At 35.2% G+C, this 24,807-nt stretch carries 22 protein-coding genes, 1 tRNA gene and 1 pseudogene; 9 read left to right on the forward strand and 15 right to left on the reverse strand.

Annotation, left to right across the window (positions count from 1 at the left end; genetic code table 11):
- Positions 1–10: 10 nt before the first annotated feature.
- Positions 11–1,085, reverse strand: a pseudogene (locus OPR26_RS04400) (IS110 family RNA-guided transposase); the annotation flags it as partial.
- A gap of 113 nt (positions 1,086–1,198) precedes the next feature.
- Between OPR26_RS04400 and uvrA the strand changes: the two are divergent.
- From uvrA to OPR26_RS04415, 3 genes are all read left to right on the forward strand, one after another.
- A complete protein-coding gene (uvrA, locus tag OPR26_RS04405) occupies positions 1,199–3,994 on the forward strand; it encodes an excinuclease ABC subunit UvrA (RefSeq protein WP_265015576.1) in 2,796 nt (931 codons plus the stop codon).
- A gap of 54 nt (positions 3,995–4,048) precedes the next feature.
- The gene (locus tag OPR26_RS04410; RefSeq protein ID WP_265015577.1) at positions 4,049–4,696 is read left to right on the forward strand and encodes a hypothetical protein; all 648 of its coding nucleotides are present in this window, start codon (positions 4,049–4,051) and stop codon (positions 4,694–4,696) included.
- Positions 4,697–4,816: 120 nt separating this feature from the next.
- Positions 4,817–5,551: a ComF family protein gene (locus tag OPR26_RS04415; RefSeq protein ID WP_265015578.1), complete on the forward strand. Its 735-nt coding sequence runs from the start codon at positions 4,817–4,819 to the stop codon at positions 5,549–5,551.
- On the opposite strand, the gene OPR26_RS04420 is transcribed toward OPR26_RS04415, so the two are convergent.
- The 5 genes from OPR26_RS04420 to OPR26_RS04440 all read right to left on the reverse strand — a co-directional run bounded on the left by OPR26_RS04420 (position 5,533) and on the right by OPR26_RS04440 (position 12,317).
- Positions 5,533–6,957, reverse strand: a complete 1,425-nt coding sequence (locus OPR26_RS04420; protein ID WP_265015579.1) for a Mur ligase family protein — start codon at positions 6,955–6,957, stop codon at positions 5,533–5,535. The two genes, OPR26_RS04415 and OPR26_RS04420, sit on opposite strands and share 19 nt — an antisense overlap.
- Entirely contained in the window at positions 6,932–8,173 is a 1,242-nt protein-coding gene (gene metC / locus OPR26_RS04425) for a cystathionine beta-lyase (protein ID WP_265015580.1), read from the reverse strand. Before metC ends, OPR26_RS04420 begins: the two co-directional genes overlap by 26 nt.
- A gap of 7 nt (positions 8,174–8,180) precedes the next feature.
- Complete coding sequence (locus OPR26_RS04430; protein ID WP_320157083.1) at positions 8,181–8,465, reverse strand: BolA family protein; 285 nt, start codon at positions 8,463–8,465, stop codon at positions 8,181–8,183.
- A 70-nt stretch (positions 8,466–8,535) separates the two neighbouring features.
- Positions 8,536–10,458, reverse strand: coding sequence for a molecular chaperone DnaK (gene dnaK / locus OPR26_RS04435; protein WP_265015582.1), 1,923 nt, complete (start codon positions 10,456–10,458; stop codon positions 8,536–8,538).
- Positions 10,459–10,544: 86 nt separating this feature from the next.
- Positions 10,545–12,317 (reverse strand): Rne/Rng family ribonuclease, encoded by a 1,773-nt coding sequence (locus OPR26_RS04440; protein WP_265015583.1) that lies wholly within the window; start codon positions 12,315–12,317, stop codon positions 10,545–10,547.
- A gap of 151 nt (positions 12,318–12,468) precedes the next feature.
- Between OPR26_RS04440 and rpmG the strand changes: the two genes are divergently transcribed.
- Both rpmG and OPR26_RS04450 read left to right on the forward strand, forming a co-directional pair.
- Complete coding sequence (gene rpmG, locus OPR26_RS04445; protein WP_015589280.1) at positions 12,469–12,669, forward strand: 50S ribosomal protein L33; 201 nt, start codon at positions 12,469–12,471, stop codon at positions 12,667–12,669.
- Between the two features lie 25 nt (positions 12,670–12,694).
- Positions 12,695–12,970: a helix-turn-helix domain-containing protein gene (locus tag OPR26_RS04450; protein ID WP_265015584.1), complete on the forward strand. Its 276-nt coding sequence runs from the start codon at positions 12,695–12,697 to the stop codon at positions 12,968–12,970.
- A gap of 56 nt (positions 12,971–13,026) precedes the next feature.
- Here the strand turns inward: OPR26_RS04450 and OPR26_RS04455 are convergent, their stop codons facing one another.
- The gene (locus OPR26_RS04455; protein WP_253302605.1) at positions 13,027–13,908 is read right to left on the reverse strand and encodes a zinc ABC transporter substrate-binding protein; all 882 of its coding nucleotides are present in this window, start codon (positions 13,906–13,908) and stop codon (positions 13,027–13,029) included.
- On the opposite strand from OPR26_RS04455, the gene OPR26_RS04460 reads away from it, so the two are divergent.
- Both OPR26_RS04460 and ubiB read left to right on the forward strand, forming a co-directional pair.
- Positions 13,900–14,640, forward strand: coding sequence for a metal ABC transporter ATP-binding protein (locus OPR26_RS04460; RefSeq protein WP_265015585.1), 741 nt, complete (start codon positions 13,900–13,902; stop codon positions 14,638–14,640). The genes OPR26_RS04455 and OPR26_RS04460 overlap by 9 nt on opposite strands.
- The gene (gene ubiB / locus OPR26_RS04465; protein WP_253302607.1) at positions 14,637–16,067 is read left to right on the forward strand and encodes a 2-polyprenylphenol 6-hydroxylase; all 1,431 of its coding nucleotides are present in this window, start codon (positions 14,637–14,639) and stop codon (positions 16,065–16,067) included. Before OPR26_RS04460 ends, ubiB begins: the two co-directional genes overlap by 4 nt.
- A 157-nt stretch (positions 16,068–16,224) precedes the next feature.
- Here the strand turns inward: ubiB and OPR26_RS04470 are convergent, their stop codons facing one another.
- The gene (locus tag OPR26_RS04470) at positions 16,225–16,617 is read right to left on the reverse strand and encodes a TraR/DksA family transcriptional regulator (RefSeq protein WP_265015586.1); all 393 of its coding nucleotides are present in this window, start codon (positions 16,615–16,617) and stop codon (positions 16,225–16,227) included.
- Positions 16,618–16,723: 106 nt separating this feature from the next.
- Between OPR26_RS04470 and OPR26_RS04475 the strand changes: the two genes are divergently transcribed.
- Positions 16,724–17,371: a heme exporter protein CcmB gene (locus tag OPR26_RS04475; protein ID WP_265015587.1), complete on the forward strand. Its 648-nt coding sequence runs from the start codon at positions 16,724–16,726 to the stop codon at positions 17,369–17,371.
- 12 nt (positions 17,372–17,383) lie between these two features.
- Here the strand turns inward: OPR26_RS04475 and OPR26_RS04480 are convergent, their stop codons facing one another.
- The 5 genes from OPR26_RS04480 to OPR26_RS04500 all read right to left on the reverse strand — a co-directional run bounded on the left by OPR26_RS04480 (position 17,384) and on the right by OPR26_RS04500 (position 19,589).
- Positions 17,384–17,692, reverse strand: coding sequence for a hypothetical protein (locus tag OPR26_RS04480; RefSeq protein WP_265015588.1), 309 nt, complete (start codon positions 17,690–17,692; stop codon positions 17,384–17,386).
- A 691-nt stretch (positions 17,693–18,383) separates the two neighbouring features.
- Positions 18,384–18,959, reverse strand: a complete 576-nt coding sequence (locus tag OPR26_RS04485) for a hypothetical protein (RefSeq protein WP_320157071.1) — start codon at positions 18,957–18,959, stop codon at positions 18,384–18,386.
- An 18-nt stretch (positions 18,960–18,977) separates the two neighbouring features.
- Positions 18,978–19,052 (reverse strand) — tRNA-Gln (locus OPR26_RS04490).
- Positions 19,043–19,312 carry a divalent-cation tolerance protein CutA gene (cutA, locus tag OPR26_RS04495; protein ID WP_406827620.1) on the reverse strand — a complete coding sequence of 90 codons (270 nt, stop codon included), beginning with the start codon at positions 19,310–19,312 and terminating at the stop codon, positions 19,043–19,045. Before cutA ends, OPR26_RS04490 begins: the two co-directional genes overlap by 10 nt.
- A gap of 91 nt (positions 19,313–19,403) precedes the next feature.
- The gene (locus OPR26_RS04500) at positions 19,404–19,589 is read right to left on the reverse strand and encodes a hypothetical protein (RefSeq protein ID WP_265015591.1); all 186 of its coding nucleotides are present in this window, start codon (positions 19,587–19,589) and stop codon (positions 19,404–19,406) included.
- A 732-nt stretch (positions 19,590–20,321) separates the two neighbouring features.
- Here OPR26_RS04500 and OPR26_RS04510 point away from each other — a divergent pair.
- A complete protein-coding gene (locus OPR26_RS04510) occupies positions 20,322–21,341 on the forward strand; it encodes an IS4 family transposase (RefSeq protein WP_265015549.1) in 1,020 nt (339 codons plus the stop codon).
- Positions 21,342–22,408: 1,067 nt separating this feature from the next.
- On the opposite strand, the gene mnmA is transcribed toward OPR26_RS04510, so the two are convergent.
- Positions 22,409–23,521, reverse strand: coding sequence for a tRNA 2-thiouridine(34) synthase MnmA (gene mnmA, locus OPR26_RS04515; RefSeq protein ID WP_265015592.1), 1,113 nt, complete (start codon positions 23,519–23,521; stop codon positions 22,409–22,411).
- Positions 23,522–23,723: 202 nt separating this feature from the next.
- Entirely contained in the window at positions 23,724–24,800 is a 1,077-nt protein-coding gene (locus OPR26_RS04520) for a rod shape-determining protein (RefSeq protein ID WP_265015593.1), read from the reverse strand.
- Between the last annotated feature and the right edge of the window lie 7 nt (positions 24,801–24,807).

Genomic DNA, 24,807 nt, shown 5'->3' on the forward strand with positions numbered 1-24,807 from the left:
AGTTTTTTTAAACTCTCTCTTTGTAACGTGTTTCATAATAGTTCATTCCTTTTTCAACATATTCTTGCCCATACTTTAGCATACTATAAAAAATGCATGCTAGTTTTCTTGCGGTAGCCGTGATTGCTTTTGGTGCACCTAGTCGTCTCTTTATTCTTCTACAGTACGCACCTATTCCTCTGTTGCTTCTTGATACACAGTGAGCAGCTATTCGAAATGCATTCGCAGCACGATTAATGACTTTACGCGTTCTTGTGCTAAACACTTTTTCTCCTGTAATTTTATTGGCAGGCTAACCACGATGAAAAGTGTTTTTCTGTCCGCCATCTATTGGGGTTTATGCCAGTTTCTGAAATTATTGTTTGTATGGTTACTACATCAAGTCCTGGAACTTTTGTGAAATCCCTACCTGTAATTCTATGCAGTTCTTCGTGTATAGCAAAGTTTGGCCTATGTTTTGTAGACTTACGCTTCATTTTATTACATAGCTTGTTCCCACCTGACTTTATCTCAAATGTTTTTTAATATCCTTCAATACTTCTATCACATTCTGCTATTTTTTCCTGATAAATATTGTATAGCTCAAACTCTTGTTTTAGTGTAAACAGGTATTCCTTTCTATAGTCTCCTGCTAACGCTTTTGCAATGGTAGATTTATCATTTCTTATTCGTCCATCTCTTAATTCAGCTAATTTTTCTGGATTTCTTTCACCTTCAAGTATTGCTTTAATAATTTGCATGCCAGTAACTCCTGTTATATCGCTTATCACCTTATGCAATTGAATGTTCCTTTGAATTAACGCTTTTTGCATACGTTGAATGTGTGCTGCTGCACTTTTTATTAGGTTATCTCGTTGTCTAACGTAGCTGCGTAATACACAAATTTGATTATCTGACCCTTGAAGCAGTCCATAGCTGTGCAGTTGTTGTAACCACTGGCAATCCTGAACATCAGATTTTCTTCCAGGCACATTCTTAACATATTTTGCGTTTACTAATTTTACTTCAAATCCATATGATTCAATTACTTGAAACAAAGTGATCCAATACACTCCTGTTGATTCCATGGCTATTGTAGTAACTTTTCACCTACTGCCTAATTTTCCGTAACAGTTGAAAAAATCAATAGAAAATCAATATATCACTATAAATTCACGTATTTTGAGGCTATAATGGTTAATACGCTATATGGTATAATATGGACGATTTTATCAGAGTTAAGGGCGCAAGGGAACATAATCTGCAAGGTGTAGACGTCAATATACCGAAAAATAAGCTAGTTGTTATAACTGGGCTAAGTGGTTCTGGCAAGTCTAGTCTCGCTTTTGATACAATTTATGCGGAAGGCCAACGCCGGTACGTTGAAAGCCTATCAGCTTACGCGCGTCAATTTCTCAATATTCAGGATAAACCAGATGTTGAGTCGATTACAGGTCTCTCTCCTGCAATATCTATCAACCAGAAATCGATCTCAAAAAATCCAAGGTCAACAGTTGGAACTGTTACCGAAATTTACGATTACTTGCGCTTAGTGTATGCACGAATAGGAGTTCCTTATTCACCTGCAACTGGATTACCGATAACAAAGCAAACTGTATCTCAAATTGTAGATACTATAATCGCGTTACCTTTAGAAACTAAAATATATATACTTGCCCCTGTTGTGCGTGGTAGAAAGGGAGAACATCTCAAAGAGATATTGGAAATTAAAAGACAAGGTTACGTAAGGTTCAAAATAGATGGTGAAGTATACAATGTAGATGACTTGCCTAAACTCGATAAGAACAAGAAACACGACGTTTTTGTGGTTGCAGATAGAATATCAATATTGGATGATATAGGAAATCGACTACCAAGTAGTATAGAATCCGCACTAAAACTTGGTAATGGTCTAATGTATGTAGAAATAGTAAACCTACCTGACAACCATAATTCCGAGTATAAAAATGGTCAAATTCTGACTTTTTCAGAGAATTTTGCATGCCCCGAGTCTGGTTTCACTCTTGAGGAAATAGAACCAAGATTATTTTCTTTTAACAGCCCTTACGGTGCATGTGGTTCGTGTAATGGGCTTGGTAAAAAACTAAGTGTTGATATAAAGCTAATAGTACCGGATGAAACTCTTTCAATATCTGAGGGTGCTTTAAAGCCAGTGGGATCAATGTTCCGTCAAGTGCACACAGGTTATGGATTTCTAAAAAGTGCAATTCTATCACTGGCTGAAAACTACAAATTTAACCTTGATATTCCGTGGAAGAACATAGATCAAGAAGTAAAAGATATGATACTCTTTGGCTCTAATAAATTTCAAGGTTTGATCAGTATCTTGGAGAACCAGATGGATTATGATGAAACACTTGTTGAGCGATATTGCTCTGTCACTCACTGCAGAGAATGTACTGGCTATAGATTGAAAAAAGAAGCGCTTACAGTAAAAATTGATAGCAAACATATAGGTGAAATATCAGGGCTCAGCATCGATAAATCCCTTAAATGGTTTGAAAATTTGCCAGACAAGCTCACAGAACAACAGAAGCAAATCTCAAGTAAAATATTAAATGAAATAATCAAGAGACTAGCATTTTTAAAGAATGTAGGGTTGAATTACCTAACACTTGATCGAGAATCTAGCACTCTCTCTGGCGGTGAGAGTCAGAGGATCAGACTTGCTTCACAAATTGGCTCTGGTTTAACAGGAGTGCTGTACGTGCTTGATGAACCCTCGATAGGCCTTCATCAATGCGATAATGATCGGTTAATTGCTACACTGAAAAACTTGAGAGACATGGGTAACACTGTAATCGTTGTTGAGCATGATGAAGATACAATAATGGCTGCTGATTATGCGATTGATATTGGTCCTGGAGCTGGCGTAAATGGTGGAAAAGTTGTTGCAGAAGGAACACCAGACCAGGTGCAAAGAAATTCAGAGAGCATAACAGGGCAATATTTGAGTGGAGAGAAAAAAATTTTAATTCCAAGGAGAAGAAAGCAAGCAACTCAGTTCATAAAAGTAATAAATGCATGTGAAAATAACTTAAAAAATGTGAACGTTAAATTTCCTATAGGGAATCTTATTTGTGTTACTGGAATATCAGGAGGAGGAAAATCAAGTTTAGTCATAGAAACGTTATATAAATATTCAGCACATAAGATACATCATTCGTCTGCAAGGTATGGCCAATGCGATAAGATAGAAGGTCTTGGATACGTAGATAAAATTATAGAAGTTGATCAGTCGCCAATTGGTAGAACTCCAGCGTCAAATCCAGCAACATATGTTGGTATGTTCACTCATATAAGAAATTGGTTTGCAGGTCTTCCAGAGTCAAAAGCAAGGGGATATAATATAGGCCGATTTTCATTTAATACCAGAGGGGGAAGGTGTGAGGCTTGTAAGGGTGATGGGCACTTAAAGATAGAGATGCATTTTCTACCGGACGTTTATGTGAAGTGTGAGCAGTGTAAAGGGCGAAGGTATAATCGTGAAACATTGGAAGTTACTTATAAAGGAAAATCAATCTCTGATGTGCTTGATATGACGATAGATCAGGCTTGTGATTTTTTTGAAAACCTTCCAATGGTAAAAGAAAAGTTGGTTTCTTTGCAGGAAGTGGGGCTTGGCTATATAAAACTCGGACAGTCGTCAACAACATTGTCTGGGGGTGAAGCACAACGAATAAAGCTGTCCAAAGAGCTATCAAAACGATTTACCGGAAGAACATTGTATATTCTTGATGAGCCAACAACTGGATTACACTTTGAAGATATAAATAACTTACTAAAAATACTCCATAGATTAGTCGATCTGGGAAACACTGTTATAGTTATCGAGCACAATTTGCATGTTATAAAAACTGCAGATTATATAATAGACATCGGACCAGAGGGCGGAATAAAAGGCGGAGAAGTGATTGCTACTGGAACTCCAGAAGAAGTGGCAAAAATTCCAGAAAGTGTTACAGGCAGGTATCTTAAAACGTATTTATTATAAACTATTTCTTAATTATATTAGGCTAGGTTGCATATTTATGATTTGGAGATAAGAATGTCAGTATATCGATACTTTAGAAGGTACGTTGAATATGGAGTTGTACCTGCTAAGAAAGCAGAAGATAACACACTAGTTCCAGAAAATAGTTTCTATAAATCTGTACGTTACGTTGATAATGTGCTAGGACCTGTGAAAGATGTAATTTGTGGAGTTGAGAGTAAAGACAATTATAACAAGTATTATCAAGATAATGATAAATGTGAATACGTGGGCCACAGAGCAGAGGGAGTGTATTCATTGTGTACACTGGGTGCTGTTTTAGCAGCCAACATAATATTGCAACCTTTATTTTTGATAGTGGCATGTTTGTCATACTTTCCAGTCAAGTTATTGTCAAAAATAACAGGGGACTATTGTTTTAAAACGGATACAAAATCATTCGTTAATTATTCAAACATATTTTTAGAAATGGGGCAAGATTGTGCTAATGCAGTAGCTAGAGTATTTAACAAGATTGTAAGTTATGCTTGCGCTGCTATCATTTGGGCTGCCGCGTCAATCATAACGCCACTTGTGTGGGCTTGCAACAAAGTGCAAAGTAAGTTGAGTGAAATACAGAAGCTAGAAAAATATCAGCCTTTGTCTCATCGGAGTGATTCGAAGACTACTTTGGTCGGTGGTGTACCATGGACTGAGTTATAAGTTCTGCTTTTATAGCACTCAGCAGTATGAACTATATTGAAATGAAATAAAAAGTGAAAGAGTGTAAGCACAAGTTACTTTAGCTATACTATATAAATTTTATAATATATTTAATGAATTGTGAACCTTCTCTTACTAAAAAAAGCTACAAATCTCATATTTCCAAACGTATGCGTAAGTTGCGAATGTATCATTGATGAAAATCTTAATCTGTGTAGTGAATGCAACAAAAAAATCAATTTTCTAACTAAGCATTACTGCAATGTTTGTGGCGCAGTAATCTCAGACAATATTCATACGTGTGGTAAGTGCATCATCAATCCTCCACCGTTTAAAGTATTAAGATCAGTTTTTGCTTATGATCAACATAGTAAAAACATGATTATAAATTTCAAATTTTTTGATAATTTGAATTACGTAAAAATCTATGCAAAGTGGATACACCAAGCTAATCAGGATACGTTTCAGAACGCAGAGGTCATAATTCCTATACCGTTACATAAAATGCGCTTGTTTAAACGTAAATATAATCAAGCAGCACTGCTTGCAAAAGAGTTGAGTAAGTTGTCCAATTTATCCTATACGCCATTTGCAATAAAACGTCTTCGCCATACCACGCCTCAAGCTGGTCTTTCACTTAAACAGCGTGAAAAAAATTTAAAGAAGGCTTTTAGCATAAGCAACAAGAAAATTATCGAAAATAAAATCGTGATATTAGTTGATGATGTGGTAACAACCGGAGCAACTGTAAGATCTTGCTCTCAAGAAATTTTAAACTCCGGTGCAAAAGAAGTGAGAGTGCTATCGCTTGCAAGAACGGTGAATGATTGTGAAAATCAGCATGTTAAAACGTGATTTTTAATAACCTCAACATCACTAAACTCAAAGGTTTGATTCCCTATGATTTGAAATCTTTCGTGCCCCTTTCCTGCAACTAGCAGAATCATACCCTCGTTATAGGTAATATCTACTCCTTTCTCTATAGCTTCTCTCCTACCTCCTATCTCCAGTACACTAGAACAATGTAGCAAAATATCGTGGCGAATTTTTGCCGGATCTTCATCACGCGGATTGTCATCCGTGATTATCACTTTGTCTGCATACATTTGTGCTATTTTACCCATTTCTGCGCGTTTTGTTTGATCGCGATTTCCACCACAACCAAAAACTAGAATTATTTTTTTATTGAAGTGCCATTTTAAAGACAACAGAGCTTGTTTAAGTGCACTTGGAGTGTGTGCATAATCCACAAATGCAAAAGGTTCTACTTTCTCCATTCTTCCCAGTGGAGAAACGAGTTTTCCTACGCATATTTCTCTGTAATTTAATCCAGATATACCAATTGCACATAGCAGATTATACGCCTGAAACTGCCCCAAAACTGGGAAAAATGTATTGTAAATTTGGTTGTCAATTTTTACTGTAAGATGTTGACCATTAGGGGTTGGTGTTTGCTTTAATAAAGTAATATCAGAACCTGTCTTTCCATAGGTTATAATTTTGTTGCTGCGTTTTTCAGCTATTTTAAGCAATGCACAGTATTCATCTATATCCGCATTTAAAATCGCTGTTTTTCCTTCTGGTAATACCTCATAAAATAACCTTTTCTTAGCCTCAAAATACTCATCGATACTCTTATGATAGTCCAAATGATCTTGCGAGAAATTAGTAAAAGCTGCAGCACTTAACTTTAATCCATGGATTCTATATTGATCAATCCCATGACTTGATGCTTCTAACACTAAGTGCTCTACGTTTTTATTATCTATACCACGCAATGTTGCGTAAAGGTTATCTGCACCTGGAGTGGTAAGACTGTTGCTATTACCTTTTCTACCATTATTGATGCATGTTCCAAGTGTTCCAATAGACGCAGCATTATAGCCAGCATTCTGCCAGATCTGACGGCAAAATTCTACTACTGAAGTTTTACCATTCGTACCAGTTACAGCAGCAACATATTTGGGCTGTTTGAACTGATAAAATCTGCTGACTATTTCGCTGTATATTTCTTGAGGGTTTGGGTGGAAAATATGAATTCCAGCGTCACGCGCTGGAATGATACCATTTGTTATGCAATCACTTGCAATTATCGCTTTAGCTCCACAAGATAATATCTGATCTATGTAAATCCTATCCCTTTCTGACACACAAACGAAAAGATAACCTTCCTTGACTCTCTTGGGATTACATGTAACGCCCTTGATTTCAACGTCAAAGTTAACATCAATAATGTTATGCAGTAATTCTCTCAGTTTCATGTTTTACTCTGCCAGTTTTAGTGTTCAAACATGGCAACCTTGCTAGTGCAGCATTTAAATCAGAGATTAAATCTTCAGGATCTTCCAGTCCACAAAATATCCGTATAAAACTTCCACCATAATCTGAATTCATTACAGATCTTGACATAGATCTACGATCTATTGGTAATATCAAACTGTCGCATCCTCCCCAAGAAGCACCGATACTAAAAATTTTCATGTGATCAACCATGCAGCTTAGTTCTTCACATGAATATTCTCTACCCAGTACTATACTGAATGTGCCGCTTGCTCCTTTGAAGTAACTTTTCCATAATTCGTGTTGAGGATGGGAGGGAAGTGCTGGATACAAAACTTTTTTGATTTTTGAATGTTTTTCTAGCCACTTTGCCACTTCCATTGCTGTATTTTGGTGCCTTTTCATACGTGTGTACAATGTTCTAAGTCCCCTGTGTGCAAGGTAGCAGTCGTGCGATTGAATGGTTACTCCATAATTTTTATAGCTCTCATAAAGCAATTTAAAAATTTCACCTTCAGCAATCATAGTCCCCATCAATAAATCTGAGTGACCGGCTAGATACTTTGTCACCGCATATAGTGCAACATCAATTCCATAATTAAGCGGCTTAAATAACAAAGGAGTGGCCCATGAATTGTCGCAAACGGTTACGATTCCACGTTCTTTAGCAACTTTTACTATATGCTCTACATTTGAAATCTCAAACGCTACAGAACCAGGAGTCTCGATCATTATCAATGAAGTATTACTCCGAATTAAATCAGTTATATCCTGTGTTGGATCATAAAAAGTTACTTCTATTCCTCTTTTTGGTAGCTCATTTTCTACAAACCTCCTAAGCCTATAATAACTATTATCTTGTATCAAGACATGCGAACCCGCTTTAGTGAAAGTCAAAATAGCAAAAGTAAGTGCAAATAGTCCGGAAGGATAAATAAGCGCTTGTCCACTCCCTTCAATTTCAGCAAGTGCATTTGAAAGATAATGAACAGTAGGAGTACCAACATTACTGTAGCTATAATCCCTTGCAACACCATCGTTGATTACATCGTATATACTTTCTCCACTTGCAGCATTTAAGTAGTCTTTGTAAGTAGGAAATAATATGGTAGAAGAATGATAAACTGGCGGGTTCATAGAACCTTTATAGTCCTTAAATTTTCTTCCTGCTTTAACTAATATAGACTCTTCCTTCACATTTTTATTATTTATTTTTTAAATTGTACTCGTTTTGCGTATACAAGTGAAGAGAAATTGCATGTATTAGCTCTATCTCACCCTTCAATAACTCATAAATCAACTTATGTCTTTTTAGAATGCTCATTCCAATAAAGCCGTCAGATATTAACATTAATTTAATGTGCGAAGGTAATGTTGAAGATGAAGCAAAATAATGATCAGCATGCTTTGCTGATTCATCGATAATGTTGATATCAGTTACATCTATCGAATCGCGTATTTTTTTTTCTATTGCCTTAATAATGTCCATAATGGTTTCTTTAAGCAACAATATGCTCCTCTTGTCATCCCAGTATCAGCTACTTGGATGACAATCGCAATTACTTATTCTCTTCTTTATTATCTATGTCTTGATAATCAGAATCTACTACTTTTTCCTCTTTATCATTTGGATTTCCTTCTGATGAAAAGCCATTTTCAGCACTATTTTGTTGAGATGTTTGATACATAGCTTCTCCAAGTTTCATAGATAATTGAGAAAGATTAGTAACTTTCTGCTGTATTGAATCAGCGTCATCAATGTTATCAGATTTACTAGCCTCTTTCAGCTCATTCAGTGCACTTTCAATAGCAGATTTATCTTCAGGTGAGACTTTATCACCATACTCTGTCAGAGACTTTTCTGTAGAATGGACTAAACTATCCGCCTGGTTCTTAACTTCGATGAATTTTTTACGCTTTTCATCCTCGTGAGCTTTTTCTTCAGCTTCTTTCACCATGCGATTTATTTCATCATCAGACAGACCACCTGAAGACTGAATACGTATTTTTTGCTCTTTTCCAGTAGCTTTATCTTTTGCAGAAACGTGCGCTATTCCATTTGCATCTATGTCGAATGTCACTTCAATTTGTGGCCTTCCGCGTGGAGCAGGAGGTATCCCTTCCAAACTAAACTGACCAAGTAGCTTATTATCAACTGCCAATTTTCTTTCACCCTGATGCACTTTAATTGTAACCGCTGTTTGGTTATCTTCTGCAGTTGAAAACACCTGAGATTTTTTAGTAGGAATTGTAGTATTACGTTCAATAAGTGGAGTGAATACTCCTCCTAGAGTTTCAATACCAAGAGAAAGTGGAGTCACATCAAGTAGCAACACATCTCTTACATCACCTTGAATGATCCCCGCCTGTATTGCAGCTCCAATTGCTACAACTTCATCAGGGTTAACTCCTCTATGTGGATCTTTGCCAAAGAATTCTTTAACTTTCTCTATGACTTTTGGCATACGAGTCATGCCACCAACGAGAACCACTTCGCCAATTTGACTAGCAGACAAACCAGCATCCTCAAGAGCTTTTTTACAAGGAGCCATAGTTCTTTCGATTAAATCATTCACTAAGCTTTCAAGTTTTGCTCTCGTTAATTTCATATTTAAGTGTTTTGGACCACTTGCATCAGCTGTAATAAACGGTAGATTTATTTCCGTTTCCATTGCACTTGATAATTCAATTTTCGCTTTTTCAGCAGCTTCTTTGATTCTTTGCATAGCCATTGGATCATTTTTCAAATCAATGCCATTACTTTTCTTGAATTCATCTAGTAAATAACTCACTACTCCATTATCAAAGTCTTCACCTCCAAGATGAGTGTCACCATTTGTAGCCTTTACTTCAAAAACCCCTTCACCTATTTCAAGTATTGAAACATCAAATGTACCACCACCAAGATCATACACCACTATTGTGTGTCCATGTTTTTTATCAAGACCATAAGCAAGCGCTGCAGCAGTTGGTTCATTTACTATTCTGAGTACATTTAATCCGGCGATTTTTCCTGCATCTTTTGTTGCTTGACGTTGAGAGTCATTGAAGTATGCTGGCACTGTTATCACAGCATCTTTTACTTCCTCTCCAAGATAAGCTTCTGCTGCTTCTTTCATGTTTTGTAGTATAAATGCACCAATTTGACTAGGAGAGTATTCTTTATTATCAGTGGTTTTAATCCATGCATCACCATTTTTTGCCGCAAACACTTTATACGGCACGTTTAGATTTTTCATTTCAGAATCACCGTATTGACGGCCTATTAATCTCTTAGTAGCAAAAAAGGTATTACTTGCATTGGTGGTTGCTTGCCTTTTTGCTGGAGCACCAATCAATTTTTCTCCTGATGAAGTAAATGCAACTATAGATGGAGTAGTTCTTGCTCCTTCTTTATTCTCTATTACCTTTGTGTCTTTGCCCTGCATTATTGCAACACAAGAATTTGTTGTTCCGAGATCTATACCTATTGCTCTTCCCATAATGAGTACCCCATTGTAAATATTATCTAATATAAGAATATATAAGTATAGGACTCATTAATTACAAGCCCAATTTAGGTTTCTAATTAGTTATTAGAACTTAAAAGGCGCGAAAGCCACTTAGTCAGCCAAAAATTGCCTCGTAGTTTATTTGAATTATCAGCTTCTTCATTGCTGCTATCCCCAATTTGGTATCCAGAGTTCTGTAATGGCTTATAATCGTTTAAATTAACATCATCTCCTTGTTTTAAAACAAATGCATTTACATCTAAACTGTTATCAATACTAACGTTCAATGTAATATTAAACTCTTTTTCGATTGTAGAAACTGTATTGCGTTTGTTATTAAAAACGTACGCTATAACTGCACTGTGTGCTACTAAATCAAAAGACTTATTTCGATTCTTGTTAGCAATATGTTGTAAATCCCTTAGTATTGATGAAACAATTACTTCGTTTGATTTTATTCTTCCAGTACCTTTGCAGTGTAAACATTCTGTAGTATTAATTTCTTGTATGTTTGGTTTAATTCTTTGTCTTGAAAATACCATTAAACCAAAGTCATTTATGTAGCTAAATTGAACTTTAGCTTTATCATCTTTAAACGCTTGCTTTATAGCAGACTCAACAGCTCTGCAATACTGATATTTCAACATATCAATAAAATCGACTACTATTAATCCTGATAGGCCCCTAAGATTCACCTGTCTTGATATTTCAGGTACTGCTTCCATGTTGGTTCTATAAGCTGTTTCTTCTATGCTATCTTCTCCTGTCATCTTTCCTGAATTCACGTCTATCGAAACAAACGCCTCAGTTAAAGTTATTATCAAAGACCCACCAGATGGCAATTCTACTCTATTGCTATATAACTCAGAAATTTGATCTTCGATTCCGTAGTAAGTAAAGATCGGAGCATAACCTCTATACAATCTATAGCGCAACTTACTACCTTTTAGTGCATTGTTAGCATATTGCCTAACTGCTTCAAAAGCTTCCTTTCCAGACACTATAACTTCTATACCATCGCTACAAAAATCACGAACAGATCTCATAATTACATCTGCTTCATTGTAAATTAATGATGGAACGTTTACAGAGAAGGCATTTTTTTGAATGCTCTGCCATAATGAGGATAAGTAATTGTAATCCTGCTCAATTTCTTTCTTATTTTTTCCTGAACCAACAGTTCTTACTATTAAACCTGATCTTTTTTGCAAGTTTATTGAACTCAGTATCTCCTTTAACTGCTTTCTGACATTAGCATCTTCAATTCTGCGAGACACTCCACCTTTACTCATGGAATTTGGCATGAAAACACAGTATCTACCCACTAAAGTTATGTATGTTGTAAATGAAGCTCCTTTATTGCCTCGTTCCTCTTTAGTTAGCTGAACCAATACTTTTTGATTTACTGAAATAACATCTTGTAATTTGTATTTTTTATATAAAGGTACCTCTCTTACAAAACCACTACCTGACTCATTGACATTCTTACTAGCTGCAGAATCTGAAGAGACATTTGCTATGGTATCGTTCCCTTTTTCTGTATAATCGTCATTTGAGTAGCTCTCAAAGATAGTTTCCTTTTCTTTTTCTGGAATATTGAAGTAATCTAGAGATATCTCGGAAAAAGACAAAAAACCTTGCTTATTTTTTCCATATTCGATAAATACGGCTTGCAAAGAAGGCTCTATACGCTTTATATAAGCAACGTATATATTACCTCTTAATTGTTTTTTTTCCTTGAATTCTTGTTCAAATTCTACAACCTTATTATTAACTGATAAGGCAACTCTTACCTCATTAGAACAGGTGGAATTTTCTATCAATAATAACCTTTTGCCACTATTTGCCACTTATATTTACCGTTTGCTTTTCATTCTGAAGTTAACTTCATGCTACTTAATGCACTGTTGATTGTCAAGAATTTTACGATCTGCATTATTCGGTTGACTTTTAGTGTTTTGCGTAATAAACTCGCATAGAATTTATTATATCATTATAAGTATGGCGAAAAAAAATGCTTCTTTGCTCGTTAAGTTAGTTAGCACTGCAATCAAGACAACAAAAACTGGTGAAGAAAAATCAACAGGTTATTTTTATGTAAAAAAGCGTAATCCAAAAAAGCTCACCAAAAAACTGGAGTTTAGGAAGTATGACCCAGTAGTCAGAAGGCATGTGTTATTTAAAGAAGAAAAACTAAAGTAATTTTTTTATAAGGGATTTTATTATTATGCAAAATTTACAATTAAGTTATCCTATAATAGTAGAGTTGAGGGATGTAAAAGATACAAAACTGAAATTAATAAAGATCATTGCACAATTAATAAGTAAGAAGTACACAACACAGAAAAAAGCAGCGAACGCTCTAAAGATTGATCAACCTAAAGTATCTCAAATCAATAGGTCAAAAATCGAAGGGTTCTCCTTAGAATACTTGCTTAACTTATTGATTGTATTGGGCCAAGACATAAACGTAAGAATAAAGCATAATTCTAAACCTGCATAATATGTAAAGGACAAATAAATGCAGAACAATAAAACAGTAAGCTAAAAGGGAACTTATTACTCAACAAAACAAGACTTAAAATTTTGTGCAATGCTATTGATTATAGCTAGATATGCATCTTTTCCAGGCTCTATGTCTGATCCAATAGGATCAAGAACTACCATTTTTGCGTCATTAGAAAGGGCATTAGGCTTTATGCTATCTTCCTGTGAATGAGCAAATATACATTTAACGTTTTCTTCTTTCATTATCTTTTTTAGCTTCATTAAACTCCTCATACCTATGTAAGAATCCTCTTCTATGGAAAGAATGGCACTTGGGTGATTTAAACCAAAATATTTTTCAAAATATTGATAAGCATCGTGAGTGACGATATATTTTTGATTTTTAAAATCATTCAGTTCTTTCATGATTTCTTTTACTTCTTGGTCTATTTTTTTTATAGCTTTTGTTGCATTAGAGTTGTATCGATAGGAATTTTCTTTATCTATGTTAGACAATGTTGCACTTACAGAAAGTATCATGCTCTTTGCATTTTCTGGACTCAGCCAAATGTGTAAATCTTTTTCATCTTGAATATTAGTGATTTTTCTAGAAAATGAATGCGGCCGAGTAGAAAGTAGGTTGATTGCCTTTGACAATTGCGCTAGTTCTTTATTATTTTTGGCGAAAGTTTGAACAAACGTCTCTAAGTTATCGTCAACATAAAATATAACGTCACTTGATTCTAAATTACTCGCATCAGATGGCTTTAATATATAATTATGCGCAGATGTTGCATAGCCAAGCAATTCCGGTTCTAAAATCCCTTCTGTAACAGAAGCTACAAGTGAGTGGATAGGTTTGATTGTAGCTACAACTTTTAAATTGGATGAAAAGGCGATATTATAGTATAGTGTAAATGAAAGTAATAAAAAAAAAGTCAGTAAATGTCTCATATAAACGTTGAGAAGAAGTTAAATTTTGTCAATAAATTGAATAATGTCAATAATCGTGTTCTAAAAATAGAAAATCTTGCTCTCACATATGATGGTAAAAGAATCCTTGACAATATCAATATGTTCATGGAAAGAGGAGACGTAATTACAATACTTGGTCCAAATGGTGGAGGTAAAACCTCTTTAGTGAAAGCAATTGCTGGCATAAATAAAAGCTGTACCGGTAATATCGTATTTGCTGACAACATAAAAATTGGCTATATGCCGCAAAATTTTAGTATTAGTAATTTGATGCCAATAACAGTTGAATATTTCCTTTTAAATAGCTCCTTGAAAAGACTAAAGAAAAATCAATCCATTATTACAGAAGCGATAGAGTTGGTTGGTATCGGTAACATTTTGAAGAATCAAGTGTTAGAAATTTCTGCAGGGCAAACACAACTACTACTGCTTGCACGTTGTTTAATTGCAGAGCCTGACTTGATCATTCTAGATGAACCAGTCAGTGCAATGGATATTAACGCGCGGGCTAAATTTTATGATATTATAAATAAAATAGCAAAAAAACGATTGGTATCGATTCTTATGACTTCTCATGATCTTAACTCTGCTCTACCATCCTCAGATTACGTAATTTGTATAAATAATACTATCTATTGCCAAGGCAAGCCTGATGAGATTATGAAAAATAGAACCCTAAATGAAATATTTAGCAGTTACGCAGCAAAATGATTCAAAATATTTTGCGTCTTCTGCACATAACTACAGTGCTGACACGTTACAATATATTACCTTATTTACTTCCACCATCAAAGAAATCAATAAATAAAATACAAGGCCATAAGCTAAAGTGTGCTCTTGAAAAATTAGGTCCGGTGTTCATTAAGTTTGGGCAGTCTATCTCATCACGTACTGATGTTTTAAATGAGGACATAATAAATAACTTGTTATTGATATGTGATAGATTGCCATCATTTTCACATAAAATAGCAGTTAAAACTATAGAAAGTGAGTTTAATTGTAAATTGAGCGACATTTTTTCAAGCTTTTCTGAAAAGCCAATTGCAGCAGCATCGATTTCTCAGGTGCATAGAGCAGTTACAACTGAGGGTAAGGAAGTTGCTGTGAAGGTTTTAAGGCCAAATATTGAGAAAACATTCTCAAAGGATATAAAAATGCTTTCTTGGCTTGCAGAAATTGCAGAAAAATTTAGCGAACAATCAAAAAGGCTGAGGCCAATTGAATTAGTCAAAACTTTTGCTGAAATTTGCCGATTAGAGTTAGATCTACGTTTTGAAGCTGCTCACTCTTCAGAACTAAAGGAAAACACAAAAAATGACAGAGGTTTTTATGTACCTGAAATAGATTGGAATAGAACTGCAAAAAAGGTTTTAACATTAGAATGGATAGAAGCAACACCAATATACGAAGTTGAAAAACTGAATAATCGTAAGCAAATAGCTATCAATCTTATAGAATCGTTTTGTAGTCAGGTATACAGGGATTGTTTTTTTCATGCCGATATGCATCCTGGAAATCTAATGGTTGATAGTAATAACAATATTATTGCCCTGGATTGTGGAATCATGGGTAGAATAGATCGTGAGACATGCTATTATGTTATAGAGATACTCAAAGGCTTTTTAAATCGGGATTATGATCACGTTGCAAAAATGCACTTTAAAGCTGGTTACGTTTCATCACAGCATAGAAATTTTGTCACAGCTTGCAGGGCAATAGGTGAACCTATTATTGGGCAGCCTATACAGAAGATTTCATTTGCTAGTTTACTTGCTCAGCTATTAAAAATAACTGGTGATTTTGATATGAAAGTTCAAACACAATTGTTATTGCTGCAGAAAACTATGATTTTACTGGAAGGGACATGTAGAAAGATCTACCCAGAAATCAATATGTGGAAAGTAGTTGAAGCGTGGATAAGCAGTCAACATGAAAGTAAAATAGGGTATAGGGAAAAAATTAGAAGTTCTTATCCTGTAAAAACAATCCAAGGGATATTTAGCCTTATAGAAAAATTAAACCTAATAGCTGATAAAAAATTAGAAAACATCCAAATTAAAAATAAATCAAATGGAAAAGTCTATTTTTTTCTGTGGTCTGTAATTATAATTCTAATTGTTAAATTTTTAATTTCTTAAACTGTGGGAAAAAACTGCGTCAAACCCAATTTTTAATTCAACTTAATTTTTAATCTGCAGGAGTCGAATTGAGAATGTCCAATTTTCCACTTTCTATAACATACTTCAGCGCCTCTTGCTCCTCTTGAAGCCCAATGGCTCACCACTTATGTGTAAATTAATCGTTAATGTTGTACACGTTCTTTTCTTTTTCTACTCTCTCTTGCTCTTCAATACAATATATAGCAAGCGGATTAGCTTTAAGTCTTTCGACTCCTATTTCTTCTCCTGTTCCATCGCAGTAACCATAAGTGCCTAATTTTATTTTTTCTAATGCCTCCTTAATTTTTTCTTTTCTATCTTTTCGGCGCCTGATTAATTCCTCATTTCCACTATCTCCATCAGAATAGTATGTATCAATACTATTATCTTCTAGTTCTTGTTTCTCCAACTCAGCAAGTATTGATTGTAACTTTAAGCTGAAGTATTCCAGTTGTTTTACGCTCATATATTCTTCATCTTCTGAAGGAGTGTAATCCTCTGGTGACTTTATTTTCGGTAACTTTTCCATAATTGCATTATCAAAAAAATAATAAAACCTATATAACTTATGAACAAAAAATTATACTACCTCAAAGTAAACACTATAATTTATAATAAACATTTAAAAGCCTAGTATGATCGACTCAGTAAAAAAATTAGTAACAGATAATAAGAACTTTACCTATATAGTAGGTATTTTTATCATAATGTTAAGTTTATCTTCATTTACACTTGAAAACAACAATAAACAAGAAGTTATGTTAACATTAACATGGATATGTGCTACATTTGTTTTGCAGATCTCTACAAATAATTTGTTTACATCTGATTATCATGATGGAATATTAGAGCAAATCTTTGTACAGCCACTCTCTTCTAGGCTTACAGTTGCTTATAAAATTTTCGCTCACTGGTTATTATTTGGGTTACCGATTTCAGTAATTTCTTCCATATTCAGCTTTGCAATTTTAGGCAATAGTGTTGAACACTCAATAGCAGTTGGAGTGTCTTTATTATTTAACACGCTGATAATCATTAATATTTCAGCTACTGGAAATGCATTGATGATTGGTCGAAACAACTTAGCATCAGGAGTATCGCAAATTCTTGTTTTGCCAATGATAATGCCAACCTTTGTGTATTTTAAAATGCTAACTCAACTTGAAAATTTGTCCTTGAATATTTATACACTACTAATCACCATGTTAATTTTTATCATTTTGATTGTTAACAGCACTATAACTACTCACATGGCATTAAAATTTGCTGTGGAACAGGATTGAAAAATCTTACTGTTATTCAGTAGGTATCCGTTCAGCAGAGTGGCAAAATAGGTAGACAAGATAAACCAAAAAATCAAGAAAAAGTGAGTTTACAACAAATGGTGTCATGCAAGTAGCTGACAACATAGAAACGAAAAAACTTACTTGACAAACTCCGCCAGCCCCCTTATTATGGCAGCAAGGGTATTTATGACTCAAAACTTGTTTTTGACCTGCAGGCTCAATGACAAAATTCAGTAAAAAACTCAGAGTATTTATTGGCGGATTACATAAAATTATAGCGGCTGCATGTCTTTTTTTATTTTTTCTACATTCAGCCAAATCGCGCTTATTTTAAGCGTTAGCACATTATTACAGCGCCACTTACAGTAATATAGAGTCAAAACTCGCACCACGGGGTTTCTTTTGCCTTTTTTTTCGTTTGGTAAATTTCTTAAATATTTATGGCTAAAAGAGCTCAAGAGAGGTGTCATTCCAGCGCGTAACGCTGGAATCTAGTCTTTATTATGCAGCCTACTTGACACGTTCATTAAAGTTAAGTTTTCTGGATCCAAGTAATCAAGGCACTGAGAGGACAGGAGAAGGAGGCTACTTGGATGACAGGGGAAGGTATTAGGATGACACCCTGACAATCGTCATTCCGCTACTCGTTAGCGGAATCTGCTGTGGCGGCATAAACTCAAATCATTTCAAAATTCAATCCAAAGAGGTATCATTATGTCAAACAACTTCAATTTTAAAGAATTTTTTAACCACTATGAAACAAATAGTACGTCAGATGATATACAAAGGTATTATTTGCTGTGGAAATCAGTAATAGCGCAGGCAATGATTGATGCAGCAAGTCACTGCAAAAAAACAGAAAGCTTGGTAGAGAAACGTAAGGCGATTTCTTGGTTGTCAGACTTTAGTCAAGATTTTGTGCACACATGTATATTGGCTGACTGTGATCCGGTATACGTAAAAAACAAAATACAGCCAATTTTAAAAAGCCTTACTAGATAAAGCCTTTTTAATGAGGTTTACTCCTTTTACCGAAAAAAATATCATGCAATCTCCTATCTATAGTTTCCTCTATATCTTTGATTAATAGCTGCTTTATCATATTTACTTTTCGCTTTGCATCTTGAGCTTGACGCTCATTGTTACCACTGTTATTGCTGTAATTATTCTTATCACTATAACTACTGCCACTTGGTTTGCTACTGTTACTGAACTCACTACCCTTTTTTCTTCTTATGTTGAGTATCTGCACTATCTTTTCCTTTAAAAAAGACTTCCAACCTGTGCCAAGTAATAATTTATAGAGAAAATGCGGAGTAAGAAACGCCACTAATATTCGAATAGAAATTCCGTAACCGAGATCTTCCCTATTTTCATAATACCACTTGCAATATTGAAACAAACGGTAAAACGCATTTTTGAAAGAGCAAAATTCTACAGCATACCAAAAACCATTGCTGAGAAACATGAGCATAATGCTGAACGCGTAAAGATACATTGTGCAGAGAAACAGCTTTACAACTATATCTTTCAAGCTGCCTAGTATATAATTAAATAACCTTAATCTATAGAAAAGTGATATCATTTCACACCCACTTCAATATGGCTGGGGTGGAAGGATTCGAACCTTCGCGTGGCGGTATCAAAAACCGCTGCCTTACCACTTGGCTACACCCCAATACTACTTACATCAATAACACTATTAGCCCAATTAGTAAAAGATTTATTTGCTTTTTCTATGGACATCACAGCAATAGCTGGCTGATCATAAGAATGCATTGCTTCGATTTTTTCCACAATTTTATCAACTTGATCATTCCTGCTCTTCATAATTGCCACTACTTCACAACCACTGTTAATTTCACCCTTCCATAAATACAGAGAATTTACTTCAGTTACACATACAATTAACTTCTCGTTTAACAATTCTTCAGAAATAGTTTTAGCCTCATTTAAATTTGAAAAAGTTGAAAACTAAATTATTCATTAGAATCTATATAAACGCATTGCTACTATACTCCACTCAGGTTTATTCATCAAGAGAAAATAGATTAGATTTTTCTGTTATTCTAGCACTCTCTTCTGTCATTCCAGTGCCTCCTTCCCCTGTCATCCCAGCACCCTCTTCTGTCATTCCAGTGCTTCCTTCCCCTGTCATCCCAGTGCTCTCTTCTGTCATCCCAGCGCCCCCTCTTGTCATCCCAGTGCGTGACACTGAGATGGCTTTGTTGCATCGCTACTTATGAAAGGCTAACTATAGTTAGAATTATAAGCAACCTATTGAAAATCTTGTTTTTTTGCAATCAATCTGATCAAATTTAAGAATAGTAATTTATTATTTATATTAATAAATTTAATTCTATTGAAAATAGCTAAAGCATTGAAATTCTTGAATTTTAGCCAGATTAGTGAGTGGTAGTGAAATTTCTTTTACTCAAATTTAGGTATTCACTGACCGTTCTTATTGTAAATACCAGAATAATAAGCTACTGATATTCTCCATCTTTTTTATCTTTAATCCATCATAGCTAGCGATGCAACAAAGCCCACTGGGATCCAGAAAACTTCACTTTAAATAAGTGGCTGCATAATAAAGACTAGATCCCAGTGTCACGCACTGGGATGACAGGAGAAGAAGGCTACTTGGATGACAAAAAGGGGCTACTCGGATGACACCCTGACAACCGTCATCCCGCTACGTGTTAGCGGGATCTATGTTAAGAGATACCGCGGCGGTATGACGTAGGACTGCTGTCATTCCAGCGCTCCTTTCTCGTCATCCCAGTGCCCAGACACTGGGATCCAGAAAAATTGATTATGTACTATACAACATTTTCGATCAAAAGCTGGATTCCAGTGTCAAGCACTGGAATGACATCATAGGGGCTACCTGCATAAGTGTTGAAAGTAACACAAGAAAGACATAAAGAACTATTATTGCAAGAAAATGGAGGCAATAATGGATCAAATAGAAAGAGTACTAAATTTAATAAAAGATGAGGATTTAGAAAGGCTAGGAAAATTAAGTGAAGTAGATAAATGTAATACTAAATTGTTGGGCAAGATTATATTTAAAGGTCTAATGAAGTTAATATTAATGGGGCAAAAAACAAGCCTAAGAGCGCTAGAAATGGTAATAAACAGGTGTATAATGGATAAGAATAGCGATAAAAGTACAGTAACATACAGTGGTTTGTCAAAAAGGTTAAAAGTTATAAATCCAGAATATTTTAAGGGAGTATATATTGATTTGATGAGCAAGATTAAAAAGCTATTACCCCAAAAAACATCAAATAACTTACATAAGTTTGATTCGACGATCATAAATTTATCGGGATATCTCATAAAAGATGGGCTAAAAATAGGCGGTAAAAGTAACGACAGTCAAGTTAAAGTGAGTGTAGGATTAAAGGATCAATTGCCGACAAGTATAAGATTTTGTAAAGGACAAGAAGAAAGTAGTGAAGATATAGCATTAGTGAGAGCAATTAATGAAGCTAAAGTTGAAAAAGAGGATATTTTATTATTTGATAGAGGAATCAGAAAAGTTGGAACTTTTGCCGAATTTGATGAAAAGGAGTACAAATTTATCACAAGAGTTAAAGTAGGAAGAAAACATGATGTTATAAGCAGGAACAAAGTTATAAGAGAACAAAAATCGGATGGATCAGAGATTTTAGAAGATATAATAGTTAATCTTTATCGTGCACGAGGTAAAGTGGCAGAAAAGCATGATCTACGGCTAATAAAAATCAGAAATAAAATTGGAGATGAAATATGGTTTTTGACAAACTTGTTTGAAATGCCAGCTTATGAAGTAACAGAGCTATATAGGCGCAGATGGGATATAGAAGTGTTCTTTAAATTTATAAAGCAAAATCTTGGATATAAGCACTTTTTAAGCCATACTATGAATGGCATGAAGGTACATGATTATTATTACGGCTTTGTTATTTCTTGTTTATAAAATCAAAAATAATCTACATGGGTTCAAAATAGCATTACTGCAATTCACATTGGATCTAAATGACTCTTTTATACGTTCGATTGTTTTACTGTCGGGAGGTAATTTACATGCCGTTGATCATCTCATATCACGTTATTTTTGATACTTTCAACACTTATGGGGCACTGGGATGACACCCTACTTAACCGTCATACCGCCGCGGTATCTCAAAGCATAGATCCCGCTAACACGTAGCGGGATGACGATTGTCAGGGTGTCATCCAAGTAGCCTCTTTCTTGTTATCCGAGTAGCCCCTTCTCCTGTCATTCCAGTGCTCCTTTTTTGTCATCCGAGCCCCTATGATGTCATCCCAGTGCTTGACACTGGGATCTCATTTCGTAACTTCATAGTATAAATTACTTCAAATTGTATCTATTTGCAAATATATAAATATAGTAATTTTGCATAAAAAATTAGATCCCAGTGTCACGCACTGGGATGACACCCTCCTAGTAGAAACGCTTTTGTAATTGCAACATTCGTGCAATCTTTAGCCATGAATATTAAGAAACTTACCAAACGAAAAAAAGGCAAAAGAAACCCTAGTCATTGTCTATTTTCAGTATTGGCGTTTTTTTATGTTTTTTACACTTAGTAACCGCGACTCAGCTGCATTTAAACTGCAACTAACTTTTAGCTATAAACATTAAAAAATTTACTAGGCAGAAAAAAAGGCAAAGAAAACCCGTGGTAGCTAGTTATTACACTCTCTATTTTAAAATTTGACGTTGGGTGATGTCTTGAACGCTTTATAAGCGCGTTTCAGCTTGTATAGGTAAAAACCTAGAAATTTGATAAAGACATACGGTGCACATAGTGCAAAGAATTAAACAATAGTACGCCAAATACAAGTTTTCTTGTCATTTTAATCTGCTGCAGAGATTGCGAAGTTAAATAAAATAGCTTCAGTTTCATGATAAGGGGGCTGGCGGAGTTTGTCAAGCAAGTTTTTTCGTTTCTATTCCCAATGTTATATGGTTATGCAAGAAGTCTATTGTACGTTTACACTCTGCATTAAAGCCTTTAGTTAAGAACATATCCATCCACCGCCAATTACTTGCTCATCTTTATACGCTACACAGGCTTGACCTGGACTGATGCCAAAGTAATCGTCGTTTAAAATGACACAGGCTTTATTTTTTTCGTCAGTTGAATGTATTGTTGCTAAACTTCCCGCATGTGATGATCTCAGCTTCACAGTTACTTCCATACCTTCCTTTGGTTGTTCTAACCAATTTAACTCCTTGATCAATATTTTTTTTTGCATTAATGCGTTGATCGGACCTACTATAACCTCATTATTTTCTGTATTAATTTTTATCACGTAAAGAGGTTCATTGTGTGCGATACCCAAGCCCTTTCTTTGCCCCACTGTAAAATTTACTATGCCACTGTGCTCACCTAACACTTTTCCATTAACATCCACTATTTTACCTTTCTGTACAGATTGTGGAGCTAATTTAGCTATTGTTTTACTATAGCTTTCGGAAACAAAGCATATATTTTGACTATCCGGCTTTTCAGAGATTTGTAAGCTGAAATACTTTGCTAATTTTCTTATATCACTTTTATGGAACCCACCTAGTGGAAATCGCAAAAGCTTTAACTGCTCTTGAGTTGTAGCAAACAAAAAATAACTTTGATCTTTACTTTTATCAATGCTTCTGCACAACTTTACCTCACCATTTTTTTCTAACCTTCTCACGTAATGTCCTGTTACGAGCACATCCGCACCAAGATTTTTTGTAACTTGCAATAGATCACGAAATTTTACCGTTTGGTTACATCTCACGCATGGTATGGGAGTTTCCCCACGCATATAGGTACTCGCAAAATCCTCTATTACTTCCTTTTTGAATATTTCCTCATAGTTTAAAATATAGTGGGGAAAGCCAACACTTTCAGCCACGCGCTTAGCGTCGTAAATATCCTGTCCAGCACAGCATGCGCCCTTTCTTGCGTTAGCATTACCATCGGTGCCATAGAGTTGAAGAGTCACACCTACCACTTTGTACCCAAGGTTATGTAGCAGTGCTGCAGCAACGGAGCTATCAACTCCACCGGACATTGCAACAACAGCCTTGGTCTGGTGCGGAGCTTTATCTTTTAGCAGAGGTTCAATTTTAAATTCTTTTAGCATAATTGTCTTAATTTATAAACGCAAACTTGGTGTAATGCAAGTAGCTAACACTGTAATCTAGTTTCTATTACACAATTTCATCGAAACAGCATACTTATTTATAGTCAATTTTTCTGGATCCCAGTGTTGGCTACTTGGATGACATCTTTATGCTTGAGGTAAAATTTGCTATAAGATTCGATGAACTACCTTTAAAAATAATTTAATCTTGCTTGAATAAAACATGGCCAAAATAATCCATGTTTTCAAGCACTTTTCCGCTACCCAGAGCAACACAACAAAGTGGGTCATCTGCAACACGAACCGGTAGTTTTGTTGTTTCACTGATAACTTTGCCTAAGTTACGCAATAATCCGCCGCCACCGGATAAAATTATTCCTTTATCGACTATATCAGAAGAAAGTTCAGGTGGAGTGCTCTCCAGTGCAGTCCTAATAGCAGAAATTATCTGATGTACAGGCTCTATTAAACTCTCTGCAACTTGGTATTCTGATAAAAGCATTTCTTTTGGCATGCCACTCACTAAATCCCTGCCTTTAATTATCATTCCCTCTTTGTTATTTTCGCTTGGCAGACTGGCTGAACCTACGTTTTTCTTAATTTTTTCAGCAGTTGTTTCACCGATTAATAACTTATGATTTTCACGAATATACGATTTTATTGCTTCATCCATAATATCGCCACCTACTCTGGCAGAACGTGAATAAACAATTCCGCCTAAAGAAATAATTGCAACTTCAGTTGTACCGCCTCCTATATCAACGATCATAGAACCCTCAGGTTCAGTAACTGGGAGCCCAGCTCCGATTGCTGCAGCCATTGGTTCTTCAATTAAAAATACTTCATTTGCACCAGCACTTTCTGCTGCATCTTGTATAGCACGCCTTTCAACTGGCGTGGATCCAGATGGAACGCATATGATAATATTAGGTTTATTAACAGTGAATTTTGTGTTTGCACTGCGTATGAAATATTTTAGCATTTCTTCCGCACTTTTAAAATCAGCAATGACTCCATCTTTTAAGGGCCTTATCGCCTCTATTTCTCCAGGCGTTTTTCCAAGCATCATTTTAGCTTTTTTACCAAAAGCATAAGGAACGTAACTTCCTTTTTCCTTTATTCTTGCTACAACTGAAGGCTCATCAAGCACTATTCCCTGATTTTTCTGATAAACTAAAGTGTTTGCAGTACCAAGGTCTATAGCAATATCGCTAGCAAACAAACCTTTGAAAGTAAAAAGGCTATAAAACTTTCCGGTTAATTTTCGAACAAAATTCATACATAAC

It is taken from the genome of Wolbachia endosymbiont (group A) of Anoplius nigerrimus (assembly GCF_947251795.1).
GTDB lineage: Bacteria > Pseudomonadota > Alphaproteobacteria > Rickettsiales > Anaplasmataceae > Wolbachia.

What these genes read in the sequence shown, in the direction of transcription:
- uvrA (WP_265015576.1), top strand. Translation starts at nt 1,199, where the DNA reads ATGGACGATTTTATCAGAGTTAAGGGCGCAAGGGAACATAATCTGCAA.
- OPR26_RS04410 (WP_265015577.1), top strand. Translation starts at nt 4,049, where the DNA reads ATGTCAGTATATCGATACTTTAGAAGGTACGTTGAATATGGAGTTGTA.
- OPR26_RS04420 (WP_265015579.1), bottom strand. Translation starts at nt 6,957, where the DNA reads ATGAAACTGAGAGAATTACTGCATAACATTATTGATGTTAACTTTGAC.
- OPR26_RS04430 (WP_320157083.1), bottom strand. Translation starts at nt 8,465, where the DNA reads ATGGACATTATTAAGGCAATAGAAAAAAAAATACGCGATTCGATAGAT.
- dnaK (WP_265015582.1), bottom strand. Translation starts at nt 10,458, where the DNA reads ATGGGAAGAGCAATAGGTATAGATCTCGGAACAACAAATTCTTGTGTT.
- rpmG (WP_015589280.1), top strand. Translation starts at nt 12,469, where the DNA reads ATGGCGAAAAAAAATGCTTCTTTGCTCGTTAAGTTAGTTAGCACTGCA.
- OPR26_RS04450 (WP_265015584.1), top strand. Translation starts at nt 12,695, where the DNA reads ATGCAAAATTTACAATTAAGTTATCCTATAATAGTAGAGTTGAGGGAT.
- OPR26_RS04460 (WP_265015585.1), top strand. Translation starts at nt 13,900, where the DNA reads ATGTCTCATATAAACGTTGAGAAGAAGTTAAATTTTGTCAATAAATTG.
- OPR26_RS04455 (WP_253302605.1), bottom strand. Translation starts at nt 13,908, where the DNA reads ATGAGACATTTACTGACTTTTTTTTTATTACTTTCATTTACACTATAC.
- ubiB (WP_253302607.1), top strand. Translation starts at nt 14,637, where the DNA reads ATGATTCAAAATATTTTGCGTCTTCTGCACATAACTACAGTGCTGACA.
- OPR26_RS04470 (WP_265015586.1), bottom strand. Translation starts at nt 16,617, where the DNA reads ATGGAAAAGTTACCGAAAATAAAGTCACCAGAGGATTACACTCCTTCA.
- OPR26_RS04475 (WP_265015587.1), top strand. Translation starts at nt 16,724, where the DNA reads ATGATCGACTCAGTAAAAAAATTAGTAACAGATAATAAGAACTTTACC.
- OPR26_RS04485 (WP_320157071.1), bottom strand. Translation starts at nt 18,959, where the DNA reads ATGATATCACTTTTCTATAGATTAAGGTTATTTAATTATATACTAGGC.
- OPR26_RS04510 (WP_265015549.1), top strand. Translation starts at nt 20,322, where the DNA reads ATGGAGGCAATAATGGATCAAATAGAAAGAGTACTAAATTTAATAAAA.
- mnmA (WP_265015592.1), bottom strand. Translation starts at nt 23,521, where the DNA reads ATGCTAAAAGAATTTAAAATTGAACCTCTGCTAAAAGATAAAGCTCCG.
- OPR26_RS04520 (WP_265015593.1), bottom strand. Translation starts at nt 24,800, where the DNA reads ATGAATTTTGTTCGAAAATTAACCGGAAAGTTTTATAGCCTTTTTACT.